The 21,112-nt window shown below is 60.7% G+C and carries 17 protein-coding genes; 12 read left to right on the forward strand and 5 right to left on the reverse strand.

Translation table 11 applies throughout. The features are described 5' to 3' along the window. Positions 1 to 243: 243 nt before the first annotated feature. The 5 genes from GQY20_RS31220 (at position 244) to GQY20_RS31240 (ending at position 4,673) form a co-directional block, all read left to right on the forward strand. Positions 244 to 1,263, forward strand: coding sequence for an oxidoreductase (locus GQY20_RS31220; RefSeq protein ID WP_157221085.1), 1,020 nt, complete (start codon positions 244 to 246; stop codon positions 1,261 to 1,263). Then, positions 1,152 to 2,372 (forward strand): FAD-dependent oxidoreductase, encoded by a 1,221-nt coding sequence (locus tag GQY20_RS31225; RefSeq protein ID WP_157221086.1) that lies wholly within the window; start codon positions 1,152 to 1,154, stop codon positions 2,370 to 2,372. The genes GQY20_RS31220 and GQY20_RS31225 overlap by 112 nt, the downstream gene beginning before the upstream one ends. Positions 2,373 to 2,541: 169 nt before the next feature. Continuing rightward, on the forward strand, positions 2,542 to 3,300 hold the full coding sequence (locus GQY20_RS31230; protein WP_157221087.1) for an SDR family NAD(P)-dependent oxidoreductase: 759 nt from the start codon (positions 2,542 to 2,544) through the stop codon (positions 3,298 to 3,300). 9 nt (positions 3,301 to 3,309) lie between these two features. After that, positions 3,310 to 4,017 carry a CoA transferase subunit A gene (locus tag GQY20_RS31235; RefSeq protein ID WP_157221088.1) on the forward strand — a complete coding sequence of 236 codons (708 nt, stop codon included), beginning with the start codon at positions 3,310 to 3,312 and terminating at the stop codon, positions 4,015 to 4,017. After that, on the forward strand, positions 4,017 to 4,673 hold the full coding sequence (locus tag GQY20_RS31240; RefSeq protein WP_157221107.1) for a 3-oxoacid CoA-transferase subunit B: 657 nt from the start codon (positions 4,017 to 4,019) through the stop codon (positions 4,671 to 4,673). Before GQY20_RS31235 ends, GQY20_RS31240 begins: the two co-directional genes overlap by 1 nt. 399 nt (positions 4,674 to 5,072) lie before the next feature. Here the strand turns inward: GQY20_RS31240 and GQY20_RS31245 are convergent, their stop codons facing one another. The 5 genes from GQY20_RS31245 to GQY20_RS31265 all read right to left on the reverse strand — a co-directional run bounded on the left by GQY20_RS31245 (position 5,073) and on the right by GQY20_RS31265 (position 10,502). Then, positions 5,073 to 6,323, reverse strand: coding sequence for a cytochrome P450 (locus GQY20_RS31245; RefSeq protein WP_157221089.1), 1,251 nt, complete (start codon positions 6,321 to 6,323; stop codon positions 5,073 to 5,075). Positions 6,324 to 6,439: 116 nt separating this feature from the next. Next, complete coding sequence (locus GQY20_RS31250) at positions 6,440 to 7,375, reverse strand: LLM class F420-dependent oxidoreductase (protein WP_157221090.1); 936 nt, start codon at positions 7,373 to 7,375, stop codon at positions 6,440 to 6,442. 85 nt (positions 7,376 to 7,460) lie between these two features. Continuing rightward, on the reverse strand, positions 7,461 to 8,096 hold the full coding sequence (locus tag GQY20_RS31255; protein ID WP_157221091.1) for a nuclear transport factor 2 family protein: 636 nt from the start codon (positions 8,094 to 8,096) through the stop codon (positions 7,461 to 7,463). 139 nt (positions 8,097 to 8,235) lie between these two features. Then, entirely contained in the window at positions 8,236 to 9,387 is a 1,152-nt protein-coding gene (locus tag GQY20_RS31260; RefSeq protein WP_157221092.1) for an amidohydrolase family protein, read from the reverse strand. Between the two features lie 11 nt (positions 9,388 to 9,398). Then, positions 9,399 to 10,502 (reverse strand): Gfo/Idh/MocA family protein, encoded by a 1,104-nt coding sequence (locus tag GQY20_RS31265; protein ID WP_157221093.1) that lies wholly within the window; start codon positions 10,500 to 10,502, stop codon positions 9,399 to 9,401. Between the two features lie 428 nt (positions 10,503 to 10,930). On the opposite strand from GQY20_RS31265, the gene GQY20_RS31270 reads away from it, so the two are divergent. From GQY20_RS31270 to GQY20_RS31300, 7 genes are all read left to right on the forward strand, one after another. Further along, positions 10,931 to 11,737, forward strand: coding sequence for an SDR family NAD(P)-dependent oxidoreductase (locus tag GQY20_RS31270; RefSeq protein WP_157221094.1), 807 nt, complete (start codon positions 10,931 to 10,933; stop codon positions 11,735 to 11,737). A 459-nt stretch (positions 11,738 to 12,196) separates the two neighbouring features. Beyond that, positions 12,197 to 14,737: a TonB-dependent receptor gene (locus GQY20_RS31275; RefSeq protein WP_157221095.1), complete on the forward strand. Its 2,541-nt coding sequence runs from the start codon at positions 12,197 to 12,199 to the stop codon at positions 14,735 to 14,737. 200 nt (positions 14,738 to 14,937) lie between these two features. After that, complete coding sequence (locus tag GQY20_RS31280) at positions 14,938 to 16,287, forward strand: phenylacetate--CoA ligase family protein (RefSeq protein ID WP_157221096.1); 1,350 nt, start codon at positions 14,938 to 14,940, stop codon at positions 16,285 to 16,287. A gap of 3 nt (positions 16,288 to 16,290) precedes the next feature. After that, positions 16,291 to 17,772 carry an acyl-CoA reductase gene (locus tag GQY20_RS31285; RefSeq protein ID WP_157221097.1) on the forward strand — a complete coding sequence of 494 codons (1,482 nt, stop codon included), beginning with the start codon at positions 16,291 to 16,293 and terminating at the stop codon, positions 17,770 to 17,772. Between the two features lie 3 nt (positions 17,773 to 17,775). Next, on the forward strand, positions 17,776 to 18,825 hold the full coding sequence (locus tag GQY20_RS31290) for an NAD(P)-dependent alcohol dehydrogenase (RefSeq protein WP_198351329.1): 1,050 nt from the start codon (positions 17,776 to 17,778) through the stop codon (positions 18,823 to 18,825). Between the two features lie 180 nt (positions 18,826 to 19,005). Then, the gene (locus tag GQY20_RS31295; protein ID WP_157221098.1) at positions 19,006 to 19,812 is read left to right on the forward strand and encodes an SDR family NAD(P)-dependent oxidoreductase; all 807 of its coding nucleotides are present in this window, start codon (positions 19,006 to 19,008) and stop codon (positions 19,810 to 19,812) included. Positions 19,813 to 19,867: 55 nt separating this feature from the next. Further along, positions 19,868 to 21,109, forward strand: a complete 1,242-nt coding sequence (locus tag GQY20_RS31300) for an SDR family NAD(P)-dependent oxidoreductase (RefSeq protein WP_198351330.1) — start codon at positions 19,868 to 19,870, stop codon at positions 21,107 to 21,109. Positions 21,110 to 21,112 lie beyond the last annotated feature (3 nt).

Here is a 21,112-nt window from a genome sequence, read left to right on the forward strand (position 1 = left end):
CCTGCCGGATGGACACACTACTACGCGCATGGCGGCATAAGTCAACGATCATGTTGATTAATGGATGTGAATTTGGTGCTGCCCCCTGAATTGCCGGACGGCGGACGGAGTTTGCAGAAGGTAATCAACGATATAGTTGATTAATGTGCATCCTTGCCCTACGCTGTCGTCCACAAGATGCCGAATTGGCCTTCGTGTGCCGCTGACGGGCAATGACGATGAAAACTGGGGAGGGGAGTGCATATGACGCCAACGCATGCCCAGACGGAAGGTCAGCCGGGTCGCACGCTATACCCTCATGTCTTCGCGCCGATCTCTTTGGGGCCGGTGGAAATCCGCAACCGAATCTACATGCCTCCCCATGGCGTTCCACTCGAGGTCGGCGTGCCCGGTTACGGGCCGAATGGCATGCCCGCTGCCGAATTGGCCTATTATTATGCTGAGCGTGCTGCGGGCGGTGTAGGCCTGATCTTCCATAGCATGCTCGTCGCCCCTTTTGCCGCCTGGTTGGGTACGCCCAGTTCGAGTCCTATCCTCCCCCAGGCACTTCCTTCCTACGCCCGCGTGGCGGAAGCGGTGCATGCGAGCGGCGGGGCGATCATGGGGCAGATCTGGTATCATCCTGGCCTGACCCATTTGTGGGAACAGGGTGGCCCACAGGCGCCGCAGCTCTCGCCCTCGGCGACGCAAAGCTTCAACATGCCTTCCACCCGCTATGCTCTGCGTGCGGAGGATCTGCACCATATCGTCGACGTGCATCGCGATGCCGCCCGCAACCTGCTGGTCTGCGGCTATGATGGGGTGGAGCTTCACGTTTCACACGGCATGCTGCTGGAGGCGTTCCTGTCGCCTTATTTCAACCGGCGGACCGACGATTATGGTGGCAGCCTTGCCAATCGTTCCAGGCTGATCCTCGAAGTGCTCGAAGCGGTGAAAGAGGTAACCCAAGGCGGGCTGGCGACGGGCATGCGTTTCACGATCGACCAGATGCTGCCCGGCGGCTGGAGCGAGGAAGGCGGGCAGGAAATCCTGCACTATCTGTCCCGGACGGGACTTTTGGATTTCATCGATCTCGACATAGCGGTCGAGCCAGAGCAGCATCATCTGGCCATTCCGCCTTTTTCGAGAGCAGGCTGCACAATGCCGAACGCGTGGCGCGTGCACGCGAAGCCTGCGGCAATGTGCCGGTGCTGGCGACACCGGGCCGGCTCACCGCAATCGCAGAAGCCGAGGATCTTCTGGCACGTGGCGTCGCGGATGTGATTGGTGTCGCGCGAGGCGTGATCGCCGAACCGCAGCTGGTCAATAACGCGCTGTATGGCCGCGAAAGCGAAAGCCGCACTTGCATAGCCGCCAATCATTGCAGCCCTTACAATCCGGGTCATGGCTGTGCGCTCAATCCGACGGTCGCGAAGGAGGAGCGGTGGGGTGTGCGGCAAAACGCCAAGGCGCCGCGCTCGATGCGGGTCGTCGTCGTCGGTGGTGGGCCTTCGGGAATGGAGGCCGCTCGCGTGGCCGCGATGCGGGGGCACACGGTAACGCTGATCGAACGCCGGGCACGTCTGGGCGGAGCTTTGGCCCTGGTGGCGCGGATGCCGGGGCGGGAGCACATGCACCGCGCCGGCGACTGGTGGGCGCATCAGCTCGACAGGCTCGGCGTTGAAGTGCGCACCGCCACCGACGCCGACGCGGAAACCATCCTCGCGCTAGCACCCGACGCGGTGATGGTTGCTACCGGTGCGCTCTATGCGCGTGAGGGGATGAGCGGCTTTTCCGCGCAGCCGATTCCGGGCTGGGATCAGCCTTTCGTGCTGACCCCCGACGAGGTTCTGAGCGGCGCCAGGACAGCGAGCGGCCAGCTGCTGATCATCGACGAGGAGGGACGAAACGCCGGCGTCGGAACGGCCGAATTCCTCGCGGCGCATGGCTGCCGGGTGACGATCGTTTCCAGCTATGACAGTGCCGCCCCCCATATGGGCACCGCCCGGCATTATATCGGGTTGCGTTTGCGCGAGGCGGGCGTCCTCCTCTCGCTCGGCACCCGGGTCCTGGCGATCGGCGATTGCGAGGTGAAGCTGGAGTTGCTCGCGACCGGAGAGCAGCGGACGGTGCCGGTCGATGGGGTGATCATGTCGACCATGCGCCGGCAGGTGGACGGTTTGATCGATATGCTGACCGGCAAGGTGGCTTATATCTATCAGATCGGTGATGCGCTGGCGCCGCGATCGCTCATCGAGGCAACCTATGAGGGACACAAGTTCGCGCGTCTCCTCGGTGAGGATGTCATGCCCAAGACGGTGATCGACGAACTGTTCAGGATCGCGCCGGGTTTCCGGCCGGCCGAGACGCTGACCGCAATCGATGCCGCTTGATTGTCGAGATGGACGTCGCCGGCAATGAGAGTGGATGCGGAGTCTTGTCAACGTAATCGTTGAAAATCGGCATGACGGTTGGTAGGACAGCTGTATAGGGCTCGAAGCGGATAATGGCGGCAGCAAATCGTCGGCAGGTGATCCCAGTGGACAGAAGGGTATGAATTATATGACGGGCAGCGTACGCCAATTGGCGGGGCTGAAGGCGCTAGTTACCGGTGCGTCATCCGGTCTTGGTGCTCATTTCGCTGAGGTGCTGGGCAAGGCAGGAGCCCATGTGGTGATGGCTGCACGTCGCCGTACATTGCTTGAGGAACAGGCCTGGTATCTGCGTGGAAAAGCGATCGATGTCGAGGTGGTCGAACTCGACGTGACCGACGGCAAGGCGGTGGAGGCTGCTTTCGTCGCTCTCGGGCCGATCGACATCCTGGTGAACAATGCGGGAATGGTGCGGTCGGCATCGGCGCTCAAGCAGACCGAGGCGGATTGGGACGCGGTGATCGACGTCAACCTCAAGGGGATGTTTCTCGTGGCGCAGGCCGCTGCCCGTCAAATGAGGGCTGTGGGGAAGGGGGGCACGATCATCAACGTCGCGTCCATCCTGGGGGTGCGACAGGGCAAGGGTGTATTGCCCTATGCGGTGTCCAAGGCCGGCGTGATCCAGATGACCAAGGCGCTGGCGCTCGAACTCGCGCGCCACGCAATCCGGGTCAATGCGCTGGCGCCGGGATATCTGAGCACGGATCTCAATCGCGAATTTTTCGAGACCGAGGCCGGCCGCGAGATGATTCGCCGTATTCCCCAGCGCCGGCTAGGCGAGTTGGGCGACCTGGATGGGCCGCTGCTGCTTCTGGCCAGCGACGCTTCCGCCTACATGACGGGTTCGGTGATCGCGGTCGACGGCGGACATTTGGTGAGCGATTTGTGAGGCGCATGAATGGCTGAGAAGATCTTTGACGATGCCCGGTCTGCTTTGGCCGGGCTGCTGTTCGACGGAATGACGATCGCGGCCGGGGGCTTCGGGCTCTGCGGCATTCCCGAAACGTTGATCGACGCGCTGGTCGAAGCGGGTGTCGGGAATCTGACGATCATCTCGAACAACGCCGGCGTCGATAATTTCGGTCTCGGAAAGCTGCTGCGCACCCATCAGGTGAAGAAGATGATATCGTCCTACGTAGGCGAGAATCGTGAGTTCGAACGGCAATATCTCGCGGGCGAGCTCGAGATCGAATTCTGTCCACAGGGCACGCTTGCCGAGCGCATACGTGCCGGCGGTGCCGGCATTCCCGGCTTTTACACGCGAACCGGGGTCGGCACGCTGATCGCCGAGGGCAAGGAGCTGAAGGAGTTCGAGGGCGAAAGCTTCGTGCTGGAGCGCGGGCTGGTGGCTGATCTGGCGATCGTCAAGGCGCGGCGCGGCGATCGCTACGGCAATCTGCAGTTCCATAAATCGGCACGCAATTTCAATCCCATGGTCGCCACATGCGGGCGCGCGACCGTCGCCGAGGTCGAGGAGCTGGTTCCCGACGGGTGGTTCGATCCCGATGCGGTTCACACGCCCGGCGTATTCGTTCAGCGCCTGATTCTGGCCACCAGCAACGAGAAGCGGATCGAGCGACGTACCGTGCGGCAGGAGGAGGCGTGATGATCGGTAGAACGGTGAGAGGCTGGACGCGGGAAGATCTGGCAGCGCGGGCGGCGCGCGAGCTGCGCGACGGTTTCTACGTGAATCTCGGCATCGGCATTCCCACGCTGGTCAGCAACTTCATCTCGCCGGACATCGATGTCACGCTGCAATCCGAAAACGGCATGATAGGGTTGGGTCCTTACCCGCTGGAGGACAGAGTCGATCCTGACATCATCAATGCCGGCAAGGAAACGGTCAGCGAGCTGACGCGGACGAGCTATGTCTCCTCCGCCGACAGCTTCGGCATGATCCGCGGCGGCCACATCGACGTTTCGGTGCTGGGCGCGATGGAAGTGGCCGAAGACGGCAATCTGGCGAACTGGATGGTGCCGGGCCGCATGGTCAAGGGGCCGGGCGGCGCGATGGACCTAGTGGCCGGCGTGCGGCGGATCATCGTGCTGATGGACCATGTCGCGAAGGATGGTACTCCGAAGTTCCGAAAGACCTGCAGCCTGCCGCTCACCGGGCGCAACGTGGTGGACATGCTGATCACCAATCTGGCGGTGTTCGAGCGGGCCGACCGGCAATCGCCCTTCGTGCTGAAGGAACTCGCGCCGGGGGTGAGCCGCGAGGATGTCCGGGCCTGCACCGAAGCAGCCTATGGGGAGGCCTGAGCTAGAGCGCGGAGCGTTAAATCGGACCCGCTCATCCTGAGCAGCCATTGAGCGAAGTCGAAATGGCGTATCGAAGGGCGCACTGCATCGCAGGTCCTTCGATAGTGAGGCAGGTCGCCTCATCCCCCGGACGAGGCTGAAACATGCCGGGGGCGTGTTTCACCTGCTCACCTTCTTCGGGTTCCCACGAAAATGCCATTTTCATGGGTGCCCTCCCAAGCTCAGCCCCTACTCAGGATGAGCGGAGCTGATTCAGATTCGACGCTCTACCTCTTTCCGATACCGCGATTTCCGAGCCAGCAGTGAGCCCGTCTGCTCCGAAATCGCTCTAAGGCGCCCCCGAGCTCGTGTCTCTTCACGATAGAAGCCGCGGCCGATCGACGAGCCCTTTTTTTCTGATCAATAGGTGAGGGCCGAGAGATTCATCTCCGGGATGTCCGGCAATTCGCGTTTCCCGGGCGGGAACGCCATCGGCGCCTTCATCCATCCGTTGATGGTGGATTGGCGCGAATATTCGAGCAGGCCTTCCTCGATGATGCGATAATCGGGCATGCGTTCGACCACGCGGCGCAGCACCACCTCGACCTCCGCCCGCGCGAGATGCATGCCCAGGCACATGTGCACCCCCGTGCCGAACGACAGATGCCGGTTGTTCTTGCGGGTCATGTCGAAGCTCAGCGGCGAGGCGAACACCGCGCGATCCTGGTTGGCGGACGTGATCGGCGCATAGATCAGCTCGCCCGGCTTGATGATGCAGTCTCCCAGCTCGGTCTCCTGCACGCAGGTGCGCACCAGCGCCCGGGAGGGCGGGTAACGGCGCAGGAATTCCTCGGTGGCGGCGGGCCAGAGCGCGGGATCGTCGATCAGTCGCTGTCGGTCCTCGGGGTGAAAGTGCATGTGCACCAGTCCCGTGCCGATCGAGGAGGTGGTGGTATCGACGCCCGCCCCGATGAGCACCCGAATCAGGCCGACGGCATGATCCACCGGCATCGGATTGCCGTCGATTTCGAGAGACAGGATGCGACTCATCTCGTCGTCGCGGGGGGACTTGCGCCGCTTGATCAGCTCCTCTCTGATCCGCGTGTCGAAATCGAGAACGGTCCTTGAGCCGCTGGCCCAAGCTTCGCTATGCACCGGCCGGCCTTGCATGTCGTGCCAGGCCTTGCCGAGTTGCCACCATTCGTCCTGGTCTTCCCAGCCCAGCCATTCCATCGTGACGGCGGTGGGAATGGCGACGGCGAAATCGTAGACGGCCTCGCAGAAGCCGCTCTCGATCACGCGATCGATAAAGACATCAGTCCAGTATCTTATACGTGGCAGGAAATGGTCCTGGATCGCCTGGGGCGACATTCCGGGATTGAGCCCGCGACGATAGGGAGTATGCGCGGGCGGGTCGTAATGTGCCATGGGCAGCGTCTCATAGGGGGCCGGCGGCAATGTGTTGCCGCCCGTGACCGAGAAGAACTTGCTTTGTCGGCCTATCTTCTCGACGTCCTCGTAGCGCGTGACGACCCAGAAGCCGCCCTGCGCCTCGCTCCATGCCACCGGGCAGGTGTGGCGAAGCTCCGCGCAGGCGACATCCAGATTGTGGATCTGCGCTGGACGGAGCGGATCGAAATCGACGGTGACATCTTTTCGAGCCTTTACCATCGCCTTCTCCTTTGCGCTTTATCGATCAGTGTCTTGAACGTAACAGAGATATTTCATCAGAAGCTTGATCGCATTTGTCGCTGCCGTAATGGTGATCATTCGGAATAAGTCCGCAGCTATGCGAGCAGATCGATTGCCTCTCTGAATCTCTTCAATGAGTCGATTTGAAAATTGGCCTGCTTTGTCTCGAGATCGTCCGGCGCGGACGATGAGAATTGCGCATGGATATCGCTGGCGCCCATGTCGCGCAGCATCTTGATCTGGTCCGCGACTTGCATCTTGCTTCGTCCGCCCGGCCATATGCAAAGCTCGAGCGGCAGGCGATCGACCGTGCGACCGGCTGCCCTGGCATAGGCGTTGACCCGATCGATCGCCGCTATGGCCGACGGATTGGGTTTGAGCGACGCATCCAGCGCGAAGAGCGGCAGCCAGCCGTCGGCGAGCCGCCCGATCCGCCGCAGGATGCGATCGGAAGGCATCGGTTGATCGAGATTGCCTGTCCCGAACCAGATCGGAATGGGCTGCTGCACGGGCCGCGGATTGATGTTCACATGCTCCAGCGTGTGGAATTGCCCGGCAAAGTCGACGATGTCCTGCGTCCAGAAGGCGCGCAGCACGTCGATCTGCTCCTCGAAGCGGACCGCCCGATCATGGAAGTCGGCATTCATGGTCGCGAACTCGACGGCATTATAGCCCAGCCCGACGCCGAGCTGGAATCGTCCCTTCGCGAGCAGGTCGATTTCCGCCGCTTGCTTGGCCACCAGCGCCGTCTGGCGCTGCGGCAGCGCCAAGACGCCCGTGGCAAGCGTGATGCGCCTGGTGCAGCCTGCAAGATAGCCGAGCAGGACGAAAATCTCCCGGATTTGGCTTTTGACCGTATAGGGCGACTGGACTTCCGGATGCTTCCCGATGTCCACCAGCGTGACGTGGTCGGCGAGGCGGAGCGTGTCATAGCCCAGCTCGTCGGCGGTTCGCACGAACGCCATCATCCCGTCGAAATCGCCGGTGTGATTGAAGCCGTGCGTGCTGGCGGTAAATCTCAGGTCGACCATATCGCTCCCTTGTCCGCGACCGCTGGTCCGGTTGGCCTCCGTCGCAGCTATGCTCGGATCGAGGAGGGCTCGAAGATGCCGGGGCCTATTTGTTCCGGCTTTCGTCCCTCAGCCGGAAGCCGGCGCTGTCATAGCGCGTGCTGGCAGACAGATAGTTCTTGTCGGCATCGGGATATTGCAGCGGAGGCTTCTCGCGCTTCCGCGTAAGCTCGAAGAGATGATAGCTGAGGTCCGACTTGTCGTCCTTGCAGAGATAGACATTCTCGGAATTGGGGATGCGCTCGACCACCGGATCGACACGGTTCCAGCTCTCGATCGTCGTGCGATGGAAGATCCGCCACTCATCGTTGCGTTTTTCCCAGCGATCGACGTAGCGCAGCGACCGGCTGAGGAGATAGGCCACGCCGTTGCGCTCGGTTTCGGCCGTATACCAATGCTGCGCCTCCGAGGTCGCGAGGTCGCCGTTGAGTTCGATCACGAGATTGGTGATCTGATGGACTTGGCGATGCGCGTTATGCTTGCTGACGGTGGCGAATAGCTCCCCTACGGTATCGCCCTTGAACTTGGAATGGCCGTGATCCACCAACGCATCCGGCCAGAATGTATCGCCGCACAGCTCGCCATCGTTGCGATCGATGCCGCGAGCATAACGCATCAGCCGGTCGTGAATATCTCCCTTGTCCAGCAACTCGTCCAGGCGCTTTTCGCGTTTCGCGTCCATCACATTCTCCTCGTGCATATGTTCCGGGGATTGCGCCGCGCTCGAAAGAGGTTGGCGGCTATGTGGAAAGCGATCGTTGCACCCAACGATCATGCCACTATGTCCTCGGTCAAGCGCTCCCGTACGGCTTTGAACCGGATCAGAGATTGAAGAGCTCGAGAGCGGTTCCTCCGAGAATCTTCCTCACATCATCTTCCGATGGGACGTGATCCATGAGTTCCTGAATCGCGGACCAGTTGCAGCCATATAAGCTCTCCGGGTGCGGATAATCCTGAGTCCACATAACGCGATCTGCGCCAATGATGTCGAGCATCTTTAATCCAATCGGATCGGACATGAAAGTAGCGTAGCAGTTATTGTGCCAATAATAGCTCGGACGGTGTTTCAGTTGCGGTTCAAAGATCTTGTTATATACCTCGTACAGAACCTCGGCGTTTTGCAGGGCTCCTGGAATCCAGTTGAGATCCGCCTCGACGAAAACCACCCTGAGATTGGGGTGCCTGTCAAATATGCCGGCGAAGACCAACTCACCGAAATTCTTTCGGAACGGTCCAAAGGTCTGGAACAGGCCGAGGCCGACGCCGCCGGGACCATCCAGTGCAAATTCCCCGACATGGAAGCATAGCGGCATGCCGCTGTCTTCGATCGCTTGCCACATCGGGTTCATCGATTCGTCGCCGTAGCTGAGCGATTTCCGCTCGGCTCCATAGGGATTCATCGGAATCAGGAAGGTCTTGAGGCCCAGTTTCTTCAATTCCGCGATCGACTCGGCGGTGCGCTCCGGCTCCCAATAGTTGATAAGGCCCACGCCATAGAAGCGGCCCGGAGCCTGCTGCTGGAGCTCGCTCATATACTGATTGTAGATACGGAACACCCACTCGCGCACTTCGAGGTCGGGGTAAGCGTAAAAGGCTCCGATCGCGTTGCCGAAGACAATCTCCTTGCGGACGCCCTCGGCGTCCATGTCCTTGATTCGCTGTTCCATCCGGTGATTGCCCGGCACCGAATCATGTGTGCGCAGGATATTGCTTACGGTTCGCGTGAACAGCGATTTGCCGTCGACATGGAAGATGAAGGCGCCATCATCGTTCACCGCCCGCGGAGCGCGGTCACGCAAATGCGCCGGGAAGCGCTCATAAAATATGTCGTCGACAAAGGACCAATGATTGTCGGCGGAAACCACGACCGTGCCGCTCGGCAGATTCACCCTGCCTCGATGCTCGGAGGTGCGCTCCCTAGGCGTGGCAATTCCATTGTAGATGCTGTTCTTGTTCACCAATGCGATACCCATGGGGAATTCTCCTATTTTTGCAAATGCAAGGAGGCCTCGGACGAGCGCTCGAAAGCATCGAGCTTTTCGTGCAGCCGTACTGCATCCGCGAAGCTCGGCGCCGAGCGCGAGCCTGTGCGGATATCCTGTGCGATCAACGCATACATCCGAGCCACATTGCGAACCACCGGGTTATCGGGCCATCCTTCGTACATAGAAGCCGGAGGCGTGAGCGGCTTCATCTCCTTGTCGCCGCCGCGCGCCCCGTGAATGGTGAGCTGCGCCATTTGGCATCCGCCATGCGGCGCCGTCACCTGAATGTCGCCCTCCGTGCCGTTGATTTCCCACAGCAGGTTGGTGCCTCGCGACATCCCGCCCCGATAATGGATGGAAATGGGAGCGCCGCTGGCCAGAACACCCTGGATGAGAACTTGATCGGGCGACGTCTTCGCTATGGTTTCGCCGGTATCCGTCACGCGAGCCGTCGGGCGCAGATTGAAAATTCGCGCTGAAAATTCACTCAGCTCGCCGAGCACCTCCTGCAGGCCTACGAGAGTATGGGCCAGCGGGATGGTGAGCATCGTCGCGCCATTGGCCTTGTCGCATATATAAGCGATCGCTTGCGTCGTCTCTGCGCTGCCCGAGTTGCCTGCGCTTCCGAATAAGGTCGTTGACAGAACATCTCCCACGAAGCCATCGGCCACCAGCTCTCGAAGATATTCTACCTCGACGGCTACCCGCATCTGCGTATCGACCACGGCCACGGCGTCCGTTTCCCGGGCAAGCGCGGCCATCTCGCGGGCCTGGGCAAGATGGGTGCCCAGTGGCCATTCGCAGAAGATATGTTTGCCGGCCCTGAGCGCCTTCGTCACCAGTTCATGATGATGGGGCACCTTGACGGTGATGACGACCAGATCGATTTCCGGCGAGTCGATCAGGGCCTGAGGATCGGAGAATGCGTGCGGAATGCCGAAGGCATCGGCGGCTTTCCGGGCACTCGCAAGGCTGGTGTTGGCCACGCCTACCACCTCAAAATCCGCGGGAGCCCTTCTCAACGCGGGGAGATGGGCCAAAGCCGCCCAATGCCCCAGCGGATTGACGCCAACAATTCCGACTCGGATCGGCCTGTCCGCCATAAGCAATCTTCTCCCGCTTAGTGTCTTGTGCGCTTGGCGCTATCATTGGCTTTCGGCGTCATCTTAGCGATGCGCCGCAGCTTTGCAACGCCTGCGTTGACAAATCTTCGTCGCTCTGATCTTGTGAGTCTCGACAATTAGGGGAGAGGATCCGATCGCTGACGCCCGTTGCGGCGCATGTGCTTCTTGGTGCCCAAAATAGGAGCGATTGCTGCTTGGCGGTGATCCAAGCGAAAGGTGGGGCGAACATTTGGCCGCCGCTTCACGGATCATCTTGCTCAGGTTGATCGCCAAAGCCGGCAAGTCGCGGCTGCTCCAAGAGCGGTGGAGATCTCGCCGTTATCGGAGGGGCTCTTGGGGCCAAGCGTCGCTACGGTCGTTCGGTGGATCGAGGGTAAGCGGGGACGCGGAAGATGCTTCTACAAAATATGAAAATCGTGATCACCGCTGCCGCTGCGGGGATAGGCGCTGGTATTGCGCGCGTCGCGGCGCGGGATGGAGCGGCGGTGACGATCGTTGATATCGCCGACGAGCCGGGCAACCGGTTGGTGAAGGAAATTCAGAAGGCAGGCGGTGAGGCGCTCTATATACACTGCGACGTCACCGATTACGCCCAGCTTGAGCAGGCTATCGATCGGTCGGCCACTCATTTCGGCGGCATCGATACCTTGGTCAACAATGTCGGACTTTTCGACAATGTGATACATCCCGCGCCATCTATTAAGACCATGGACGAAACCCATTTCAGGCGAATCTTGGAGATCAACGTCGTAAGCCATTGGATGGCTGCCAAGTTCGCAACCCCCTATCTGCGCGAGAGTGCCAACGCGTCGATCCTGCAGGCGGGATCGATCGCGTCCTTTCTCGGTTATCCCGGAGGCCCGCTCTACGGCGCCACTAAGGGAGGCGTTGCTCAATTGACCAAGCATCTGGCGGTGGAGCTCGCCGCCGATCGCATTCGGGTGAATTGCTACTGTCCCGGTGCCATCCGCACCGAAGGCTCGATGCGCTTCCTGGAGCAGGCGGGAGAAAAGGCCTTCCTGCAAACGCTCACGGGTCCCAATCTCGTCCCGCGGATCGGGGAGCCGGAGGATGTCGGCAATCTCGTATGCTTCCTTGCCAGCGACCGTGCCTCATTCATCAACGGTGTGGTTTATCTTGTTGACGGCGGCGCGCTCGCATGGCGCGGCACGCTCGATCTGCTTGGTATCGCGCCCGAAAGCTTTCTGTCGTGATGGATATTCGGTCGACCTTCTGCCGCATTGCCTTCCGCGCTGGCGATGCCGGCTGGTCTGGCCTGCTCGGCAATATCGCTGTCGGCAAAGTCGAAGCACGCATAGTTATGAACACATGTGTTGACAACGCGGTTCGGCGTGGCATAAGTCCAGCATATTGAGCGGATAAAAGCTTATCGGCTGAGTTTGACGATCGAAAGAATCCGTCGCTTCAGATCGTGCCGGAATGCGGAGAATCGTCGGGGAGGCCCTCTGTGCCGTCAGGATGGTTGACCAATTCTATGGCGGTCCGCCGGGAAGAATGTTGCGGGCAAGCGCGGGAGGCGATCCGAGACCGCGCTCAATCCGTAGGGGCGGATAACGATATTCGAAAAGACGGTAAATCCAACGCTGCAGCAGATGCCGTGTGGCAGGTCGAAATAGCATTTGGATGATAAACATATCTGGAGGGGAGTGGAAATGAATATATCGACTCGAAATCATGGAATGATTCGTTTGGTTTCGACATCTTCGGTCGTGGCTATGGCGCTCATTTCCACCAGTGCTTTCGCAAATGATGCGCCGCCAGCTGCTGCGTCAAGCGTGCCGGCTGGCGAGGCGGGTGCTTCTCTGGGCGATATCGTCGTGACGGCGCGCCGTGTGGAGGAGAGGCTGGAGAAGGTTCCGGTCGCCATCACGGCTTTCAGTGGTGCGGCTCTGACCGAGCGTCGGGTGCTCGGTGAACAGGATCTGCAACAGGCGGTTCCGGGCCTCACGATCCGCACGCTTAACTCGGATCTGAATACAAATTATACGTTGCGCGGGCAGGGCGTCGATGCGTTCTCGACATCTGCGTCGGCGGTAGCGACATATTTTAATGAAGTGAACAGCTTCGGTTTCAGAACCGTTGAATTTTTCGATATGGCATCTCTCCAGGTTCTGAAGGGCCCGCAAGGCACCTTGTTCGGTCGAAACTCAACCGGCGGCGCCGTGCTTTATGCTAGCCAGGCTCCGGTCTTGGGTGAGCTCTCGGGCTACGGACGTCTTGGTTATGGCAACTATGATACGATCGAGGTGGAGGGCGCGGTCAATATTCCGCTGACGGACAATCTGGCGGCGCGTGTTGCCGGGTTGTACAAGAGCCACGATGGATACCAGACGAATCTGTTCGACGGCTCGCACCCGGGATCGCTCAAGACACGGGATATCCGTGGCACCTTGCTATATTCGTCCGGAGGAATTCGGGACCAATTGACGGTACAATATAGTTCGTGGCGAGGGATAGGTAAATCGCTCGCGCCCTGGTACCAAGATTCGCCTTTGGGCCCTGGTCATGGCGCCTATGGATTTGCCTCACTTGCCTATCCATCGGCGGGTTATGTCACGGCCTTCAATCCCGATGGCTCGCAGGATTATCTTTCGCCGATCACCGAAATTCGGCAGCTGCAGGCGAAATACGGCTTTACGGGCTATGATTCCTACGCAGCATGGGCCAAGGCAAATCTAGGCTTCTATGAAGTGATGAGCCGCAACAAGGATGAGCAGTCCGGCCATCAGATATTGCTGACGAACTCCTTTTCCGCTGATCTAAGCGACGATATCACGCTCAAGAACATTACCGGTTATCAGTATACACGATCGAGCGCGAGCGGCGATAATATCGCGTCGCCGTTCATGGGGCAATTTCTCGGCCAGGTCTCCGTTACAACGGACGCCGCAGGCAATGTTGTACCGCAGTTCAATTATACGCAGCCTTATTATATCGATAAGGGCGTTTCAAACGAGCTGCAGCTTCAGGGAAAAGCTCTGGATAGTAAGCTCAACTTCGTAGTCGGATTATATTATTCGTGGCATAGCGCCGGTCAGAGCGTGCCCTACAACGTGTTCCCGGATTCAAATGTATTTTATCCGGATGGGCAGGGCGGGGTCGATTGGAATCTCGTCGCTTCGGCGAACGGGCGTGGGCTCTTCGACGTGATTTACACGAGCTATGCGGCGTTTGCGCAGGCGAATTACGAGCTTCTGCCTAAGCTCAGGCTTACGGCCGGCATCCGGGAAACACACGATTTGGTCAAGCTGCGCCGCAAAGGCTGCGATGCACCGTTCGGCGAGGGCGCCTGCGACGACAAGGCCAACACCAACGGGCCGTTCAAGATGTCGAATCTGAGCACGAAGTCCACATTGCCGAGCTGGACGGTCGGGCTGGACTATCAGGCTACCGAGCATCTGTTGCTTTACTTTGCCCAGCGGGGAAGCTATCGATCCGGATCGATTAACGGAAGCGCCGCGAGCTTCAGCCCAGAACGCGGATTTTACACGGATCCGTTCAAGCCCGAGAAAACCTACGACTTCGAAATTGGAGCGAAGTTCGGCGGCAGGATCGGGACGATGCCGGCGCGATTGAATGTCGCGCTTTACGACCAGCATATCAAGAATATCCAGCGCTCGGTTTTCTTCGACGATGGCGGCGGTCAGACCGCGCTCACCGGAAACGTCAAAAAGGGTGAGAGCAAGGGCATCGAGGTGGATGCCATGATCCAGCCGGCCGGATGGCTCGAGCTCGGTGGGCAGGGTTCCTACACCCATTTCCGCTACACGGATCCGCGTGCCACCATCGGCTCGAAGACTTTTCTTTTCGGTCATCCGGCGGATACGCCTACCTGGACGGGATCTGCATATGTCAAGTTCAAGCATGAAATGGCAGATAATGCGGGCCGCTTGATTTATACCGTCGACGCTTACGGTCAGACGAGCTCCTTCTTCTCGAATCTCAACAATATCTCGGCGCCGGCAGATCAGTTCATACCGAACGCGAAGCTTCCCGGCTATCATCTGATCAACATGCGACTCCAGTGGGACGGTATTGCCGGTTCGAGGGTGAGCGCGGCGATGTGGGTCAAGAATTTGACCCAGGAGCATTATTATTCGGGTGTGATGCCGATGTATCTGCTCCTTGGCGTGAACGGATCCATGGTGGGCAACCCCCGCACGTTCGGCGGAGAGGTCAGCTTCAAGTTCTAATCGTGCCGACCATTGAGCGATAATGACAGGGAAGGCCGGCGTTTGGGACGGCCTTCCATTCCGGAGGCGACGATTGGGTTAAGATAAAGAGGCCTGGGGGCTTGTTCGGATGGGAGAGTGATATGGACATGGGCGAAGCGGAGGTCGCAGATTTCCTCGATGGTCCACTTCATTTTTGTCGAAAAAATGGATTGGATTGGTTGACCCTGGGGCGGGCCGATCTCGAAAGACTGCAGCTCATCGGCCTCAGGCAGCGGTTCGAGCAATGTCGCGAGAGCGTTCCGGTCCTGAAGCGGCTGGCGGACAATCAGGGAATCCGCGAGATATCGCGTTTGGAGGATGCACTTCCGCTGCTCTACACCAGCCAGACCTATAAATCCTATCCATCGGCGCTCGTCGATCAGCACCGGTTCGATCAGCTTACGAAATGGCTCGACAAGCTGACGATGCACGACCTTTCGAAGGTCGACGTGTCCGGCTGCCAGAGCATCGACAGCTGGATGACGACGATCAAGCGCGAAACGCCGCTGCTGATGATCCACACGTCGGGCACCAGCGGTACAATGTCGTTCGTTCCCTCGACGAAGCGGGAATGGGAAAAATTCGTCGAGCAGTTCGTGCTCTGGCTATTCGGCGATCCGGCCGAGCTGACGCTCCCGCTCGATGTCGATTGCATCTATCCTTATTATCGTGACGGTGGCTGGAGCCATGCCGCGGCCAACGACTGCCTGGTCAAGCTGGTGGCCGGTAATGAGGAGCGCTTCCATGCCGCCTATCCCGGCCGGCTCAGTTCCGACCTGTTGTTGATGGGAATCCGTCACCAGATCGCGACGGCGAAGGGCGAGGTGTCGACCTTCCGCCTGAGCCCCGAAGTGGCCGCCCGGCGGGAGGAGTTCGAAGCGCAGCAGCGGGCGATGCCGGACAATGCGCGGGCATTTTTCGAAACCCTCTGCGATGAGCTCTCCGGGCGCCGCGTCTTCACACAGGTGACGACGAGCATGTTGTTCAAGATCGCGCAGGAGGGTCTGAAAGGCGGCAAGCAGGGCATTTTCTCGCCTGATTCGGTCATCGTTTCGGGCGGCGGCGCGAAGGGCATCGCCCTGCCGCCGGATTGGGAGGAGACGGTCAAGACTTTCTTCGGCGTCAGGGAGATCGCGATGTTCTTCGGAATGTCCGAGATGATCGCGCTCTATCGTCGTTGCGAGCACGGGCATTATCACGCGCCGGCCTGGAGCATTCCCTATGTGCTGGATATCGAGAGCGGCAAGCCGCTGCCGCGCGAGGGACGGCAGAGCGGCCGGTTCGCCTGCTACGATCTACTGATCGACTCCCGCTGGGGCGGTTTCATCAGCGGCGACTATGTCACGATGGATTGGGAGACGAGCTGCGCCTGCGGCCGGACCGGACCTCATATCGTCGACGGCATCCGCCGCGTCGCGGACGTGCAGAAGGAAGGCGCAGGCGAGGACAAGATCAGCTGCGCGCTCACTCCCGATGCCTATGAGGACGCGCTCGATTTCCTCAATGCCGCCGAAACCCTAGGAGGCTGAACCATGACCAAAGTCTATAACGCCGGTGTCGCGATCCGTGGCCGCTGGATCGACGACAATCTGGGTTCCTTCGGTGGCCGCAGCGCCGGGGTCGAGTTTCGCTCGCCCGATCCGAGGGTCATCGTCGGCCAGCTGCCGCTGTCGACGCCGGATGCGCTTTCGGATCTCTACCGGTTGAGCATGGACGAGATCCTCGACTATCTGGAGCGGCTGGGCGAGCGGCTCGATCTGCGGCGCAATGCCTATCTCCAGGAGGCGCTGGAGGCGTCCTGCCTGACCTCGCCGCTGACCGAGACCGTGCAGGCCGCCGCGTATGAATCCCTGGCCCCGATCTTCAACCGCGAGATCGTCTCGGAGATGATCGATACCTCGATCGGCCTAGGCTATCTGGAGGGCTGGGTCGATCGCAAGATGTTTGACGGGCGCACCTTGTCGGTGCGGGCGTTCGGATCGCGCGCCCTGCACATCATCGCCGGCAACGGTGCGCTGATCGCGGCGCTGACGGTGATCCGCAACGCCATCACCCGCAGCGATGCGATCATCAAGAGCCCTTCGAACGATCCGTTCACGGCGCTGGCGATCGCGCGCACGATGATCGAGATGGCGCCGGATCACCCCATCACCCGCCACATTTCGGTGGCTTATTGGAAGGGGGGAGACCAGGCGGTCGAGGAGCAGCTGTACAATCCGCGCAGCCTGGAAAAGATCGTCGCGTGGGGCGGCTTCGCCTCGATCAAGCATGTGACCAGATATTTGCAGCCGGGGCTGCAGCTGATCTCGATGGATCCAAAGCGCAGCGTCAGCATCATCGGGCCGGAAGCGTTCGCTAGCGAAGCCGCGTTGCGCGACGTGGCCATCCGCTTGGCGACCGACGTCGGAGCGGCCAATCAGGAAGCCTGCGCGAGCGCGCGGGTGGTCTATGCCCTGTCGGGGACGGACGATGCCGGCCTCGCCAAGCTTCAGCATCTCGCCCGCGAAACCTATCGCGAGCTGGTGGCGCTGCCCGACGACGTGTCCACGCCCTGCCGGGAAATGGACAGCGAACTGCGCGACTGCCTCGAGGCGACCAAGCTCAGCGACGACTGGTACACCGTGGTCGGCGGCGAAAAGGACGAGGGCGCGGTCATAGTCTCGCACCTGCCTTCCCCGGTTGATTTCGCGCCACGGCTCGGCAAGCGGATCGCCAATCTCGTTCCCGTGGACAGCATGGACGAGGTGATCGCTGCCGTCGACTCCTACACGCAGACCGTCGGCATCTATCCCGACAGCCTGATGTATGAGCTGCGTGACCGACTGCCTCTGTTCGGAGCCCAGCGCTTCACGTCGCTCGGCTATGCCTGCAATCCTTCCTTCTCCGGGCCCTGGGACGCGCTGGAGCCGCTGCGGGAAATGTGCCGCTGGGTGATTCTGGAGGATTGCGATCCGGCCAAGACGCCGCCGATGTGGGAAGCCGGCGTGATGTTCCGCACGACTGAGGCCGCCTGAGCGATGACCATGGTCCCCGCGAAGGCATATGCCGCTCTGCAGCCGGCCGCCCCGCTCGAGCCCTATCGAATGGAGCGGCGTTCGCCCGGCGCGCACGATCTCCTCATGGAAATCCTCTATTGTGGGATTTGCCATACCGACATCCACCAGACCCAGGGAGAGTTTCCCGGCTCGATCTTCCCGATGGTGCCCGGTCATGAGGTCGTCGGCCGGGTGGTGGCGACCGGGGCAGAAGTCAGCACCTACAAGGTGGGCGACGTCATCGGCGTCGGCTGCTTTGTCGACTCCTGCCGGGAGTGCCGTGACTGTGCCGAGGGCGAGGAACAGTTCTGCGACCTGATGGTGCCGACATATAATGGCCTAGAACGGGACGGCAAAACGCCGACCTACGGAGGCTATTCGTCACACATGACCGTCGACGAGCGATATGCGCTCAGAATTCCGGAAGGATTGGATCCCGCCGCGGCGGCGCCTCTGCTCTGTGCGGGGATCACCACCTATTCGCCGTTGCGCCACTGGAATGTGGGCCCTGGCAGCAAGGTGGGCGTCGTCGGCTTGGGCGGGCTCGGGCATATGGCGGTCAAGCTCGCCGCGGCCATGGGAGCGGACGTCACCGTGTTCAGCACGTCCGCCGACAAACGGGAGGATGCCCTGCGTCTGGGGGCTAGGGATTTCGTCTTGAGCAGAGACCCAGACACATTCCAGCGGCTCGCGGGCCGGTTCGATCTGATCATGAATACCGTCTCCGCCAGCATCCCCTACGACTCCTATATCAGCCTGCTGCAGCGCGACGGCACCCTGGTGCTGCTCGGAGTTTCCATGGAACCGATGGAACTCAGCGGATTTCCCTTGATCGCCCGGCGCAAGAAAATTGCCGGCTCACCGATCGGGGGCATTCGCGAAACCCAGGAGATGCTCGATTTTTGCGCCGTGCACGGCCTTGGCGCCGATATCGAGGTCATTCCGATTCAGCAGGCGGATACGGCCTTCCAGCGCGTGGTGAAGGGCGATGTTCGTTATCGCTTCGTCATCGATATGGCGTCTTTGGCGTAGGAGCGGGATCGGTCCGGCGTCGCCTTGGATATCCGGCACATTTCGTTTTGGTGCGTGGGTCTTGGGCAATGGTTCTCACAGATGGACGACATCTGCATTTGTCATCACAATCGTTGACGAAAGTCGGCGGCCGCGGTTAGGGTTCCGCGTAAATCCAGTTCGGAAGCGACGATGATGGGCATGGATCACGCATTGAAAGTGCTCGTCACCGGGGGCAACAGGGGGTTGGGCCTCGGCATCGCTTCCGCCTATGCCGAGCGGGGCGACCATGTGCAGATCACGTGCCGCGACGCTTCGCCTCGACCGGATCGACCAGGCATGGAAACCATTGCCGGCGTCGAGATCACCGACGATGCTGCGATGGGCAGGCTGGGCGAACGGATCGGGGCCGCTCCGCTCGACATCCTGGTGTGTAATGCCGGCGTCAATCTCGATTCACCTGGTCTGGAGGGAATCGACGTCGCCAATGTCGCGCAGGTCTTCGACGTCAATGTACTGGGGTGTATCCGCACCGTGCTGGCCATGCTGCCGCATATGGCAGAGAAGGGGAAGATCATGTTGATCGGCAGCATGGGCCTGCTGCCGTTGGGCATTCTCAGGACAGCACCGATCAGCAATTACGGCTATCGCATGTCGAAGGCGGCGCTGGTCTCTTTCGGGCATGCCCTTGCCCATGAGATCGCGCCGCGGGGGATCGCCGTGGCGATCGTCTCGCCCGGCGCGGTCGATACCGATATGCTGCGAACCGTGGCGGCGCGCAGCGGTGCGCTCGAGGCCGCGCGCAGTTCGGCGCGTGATATTTTCGAGGCGGGGCGAATCCTGCGTGATCGCATGGATCGGCTTACGCTCGATCATTCGCCAGCCTATGACCGCGATCCCGAAGGCAATGCTGCGATTCCCGAAGAGATCAGGCAATCTCTGCTGGTCATCAATTCCGCGCAAACTGCGCAGGCCGGAATGCTGGCGCAACCCGAAATCCGGTCATGATCCTGGATTGCGCACGATGACGATCCGATGCAATTATCGAATAGAGGATGAGAAGATGAAGTCATATGCAGGCAAGCTCGCAGTACTGACGGGTGGCGGCAGCGGCATCGGCCGGGAGCTCGTCATTCTTCTGGCTGCCGAGGGCTGCTCGGTCGCGATGTGCGATCTGAACGGTCCCGCGATGGAGGAGACCCGCAGGCGCGCCATGGCGGTCGCCAAGGATGGCGTGCGCGTCACCAGCCATATTGCCGACATCACCGACGAAGCCGCCGTGGAACGCTTCCGCGATGAAGTGCTCGCCCAGCACGAGACCGATCATGTCAATCTGCTGTTCAACAATGCCGGCATCTTCGGTGCCGGCAGCTTTCTGGAGGACGACCGCGCCGCCTGGGAGCGGGTTTATGCGGTGTGCTGGTATGGCGTCTATTATCCATGCCGTGTGTTCGTGCCACTGGTGGTGGCGGCGGAGGAAGGGCATGTCATCAACACCGCCAGCGTCAATGCCTTGCGCGCGACCCATGGGCCGGGCACGCCCAGCACCTCCTACAGCGCCGGCAAATGGGCCGTGCGGGGATTCACCGAAGCGTTGATCGAGGATTTCAAGACGCACGCACCCCATGTCGGCGTGTCGCTGGTCATGCCCGGCGGCGTCGGCACGGCGATCCGCGCCAACAGCCAGAAGATCATCGATGCAGCGAGCGCCGAGGGCAAGGCTAATTCCGGCACCGGGCATTTGCGCTCCTACCTGGTCGGCATGGGCGTGCCGGTCCAGGATTCGCCGGAATCCACGATCCAGCATCTGCTCACCGTGCAGCAGTCGGACGTCTTCGCCATGCCGCCGCCCCGGGCCGCACGGCAGGTCCTGGATGGCGTGCTCGAAGGACGCTGGCGGATCTTCATCGGCATCGGTGCAGTCGAGCTCGATGCGGCGGTGCGCGCTGAGCCGGAACGAATCTACGACGCCGATGCGCCGTCGCTGATCAATCGCGATCTGTTGATCGGCATCATGACATTGAGCAGTGAGCGCTTCCAACCGGAAGAGGGTGGGCCGGCCGACGGCCTCTATGAATTCCACTTGGACTCGACGCCGATCTTTGGCCGCGTGGCCGGTGGCCGGGCGCTGTTCACGCGCGACTGCGCGGACAAGGCGGACGTCGTCGTGAAGGCTGAGCTTCCCACCTTCAGCGCGCTGATCCTCAAGCAGGAAGATCTGGATAGCGCGATCGCGAAAGGCCAAGTGACGATCAGCGGCGATAAGGCGCGGGTGCAACAACTGCTGGATGCGGTGAGAGTCTGAGCC

Origin of the sequence: Flavisphingomonas formosensis, from assembly GCF_009755815.1 — a bacterium.
GTDB classification, from domain to species: domain Bacteria; phylum Pseudomonadota; class Alphaproteobacteria; order Sphingomonadales; family Sphingomonadaceae; genus Flavisphingomonas; species Flavisphingomonas formosensis.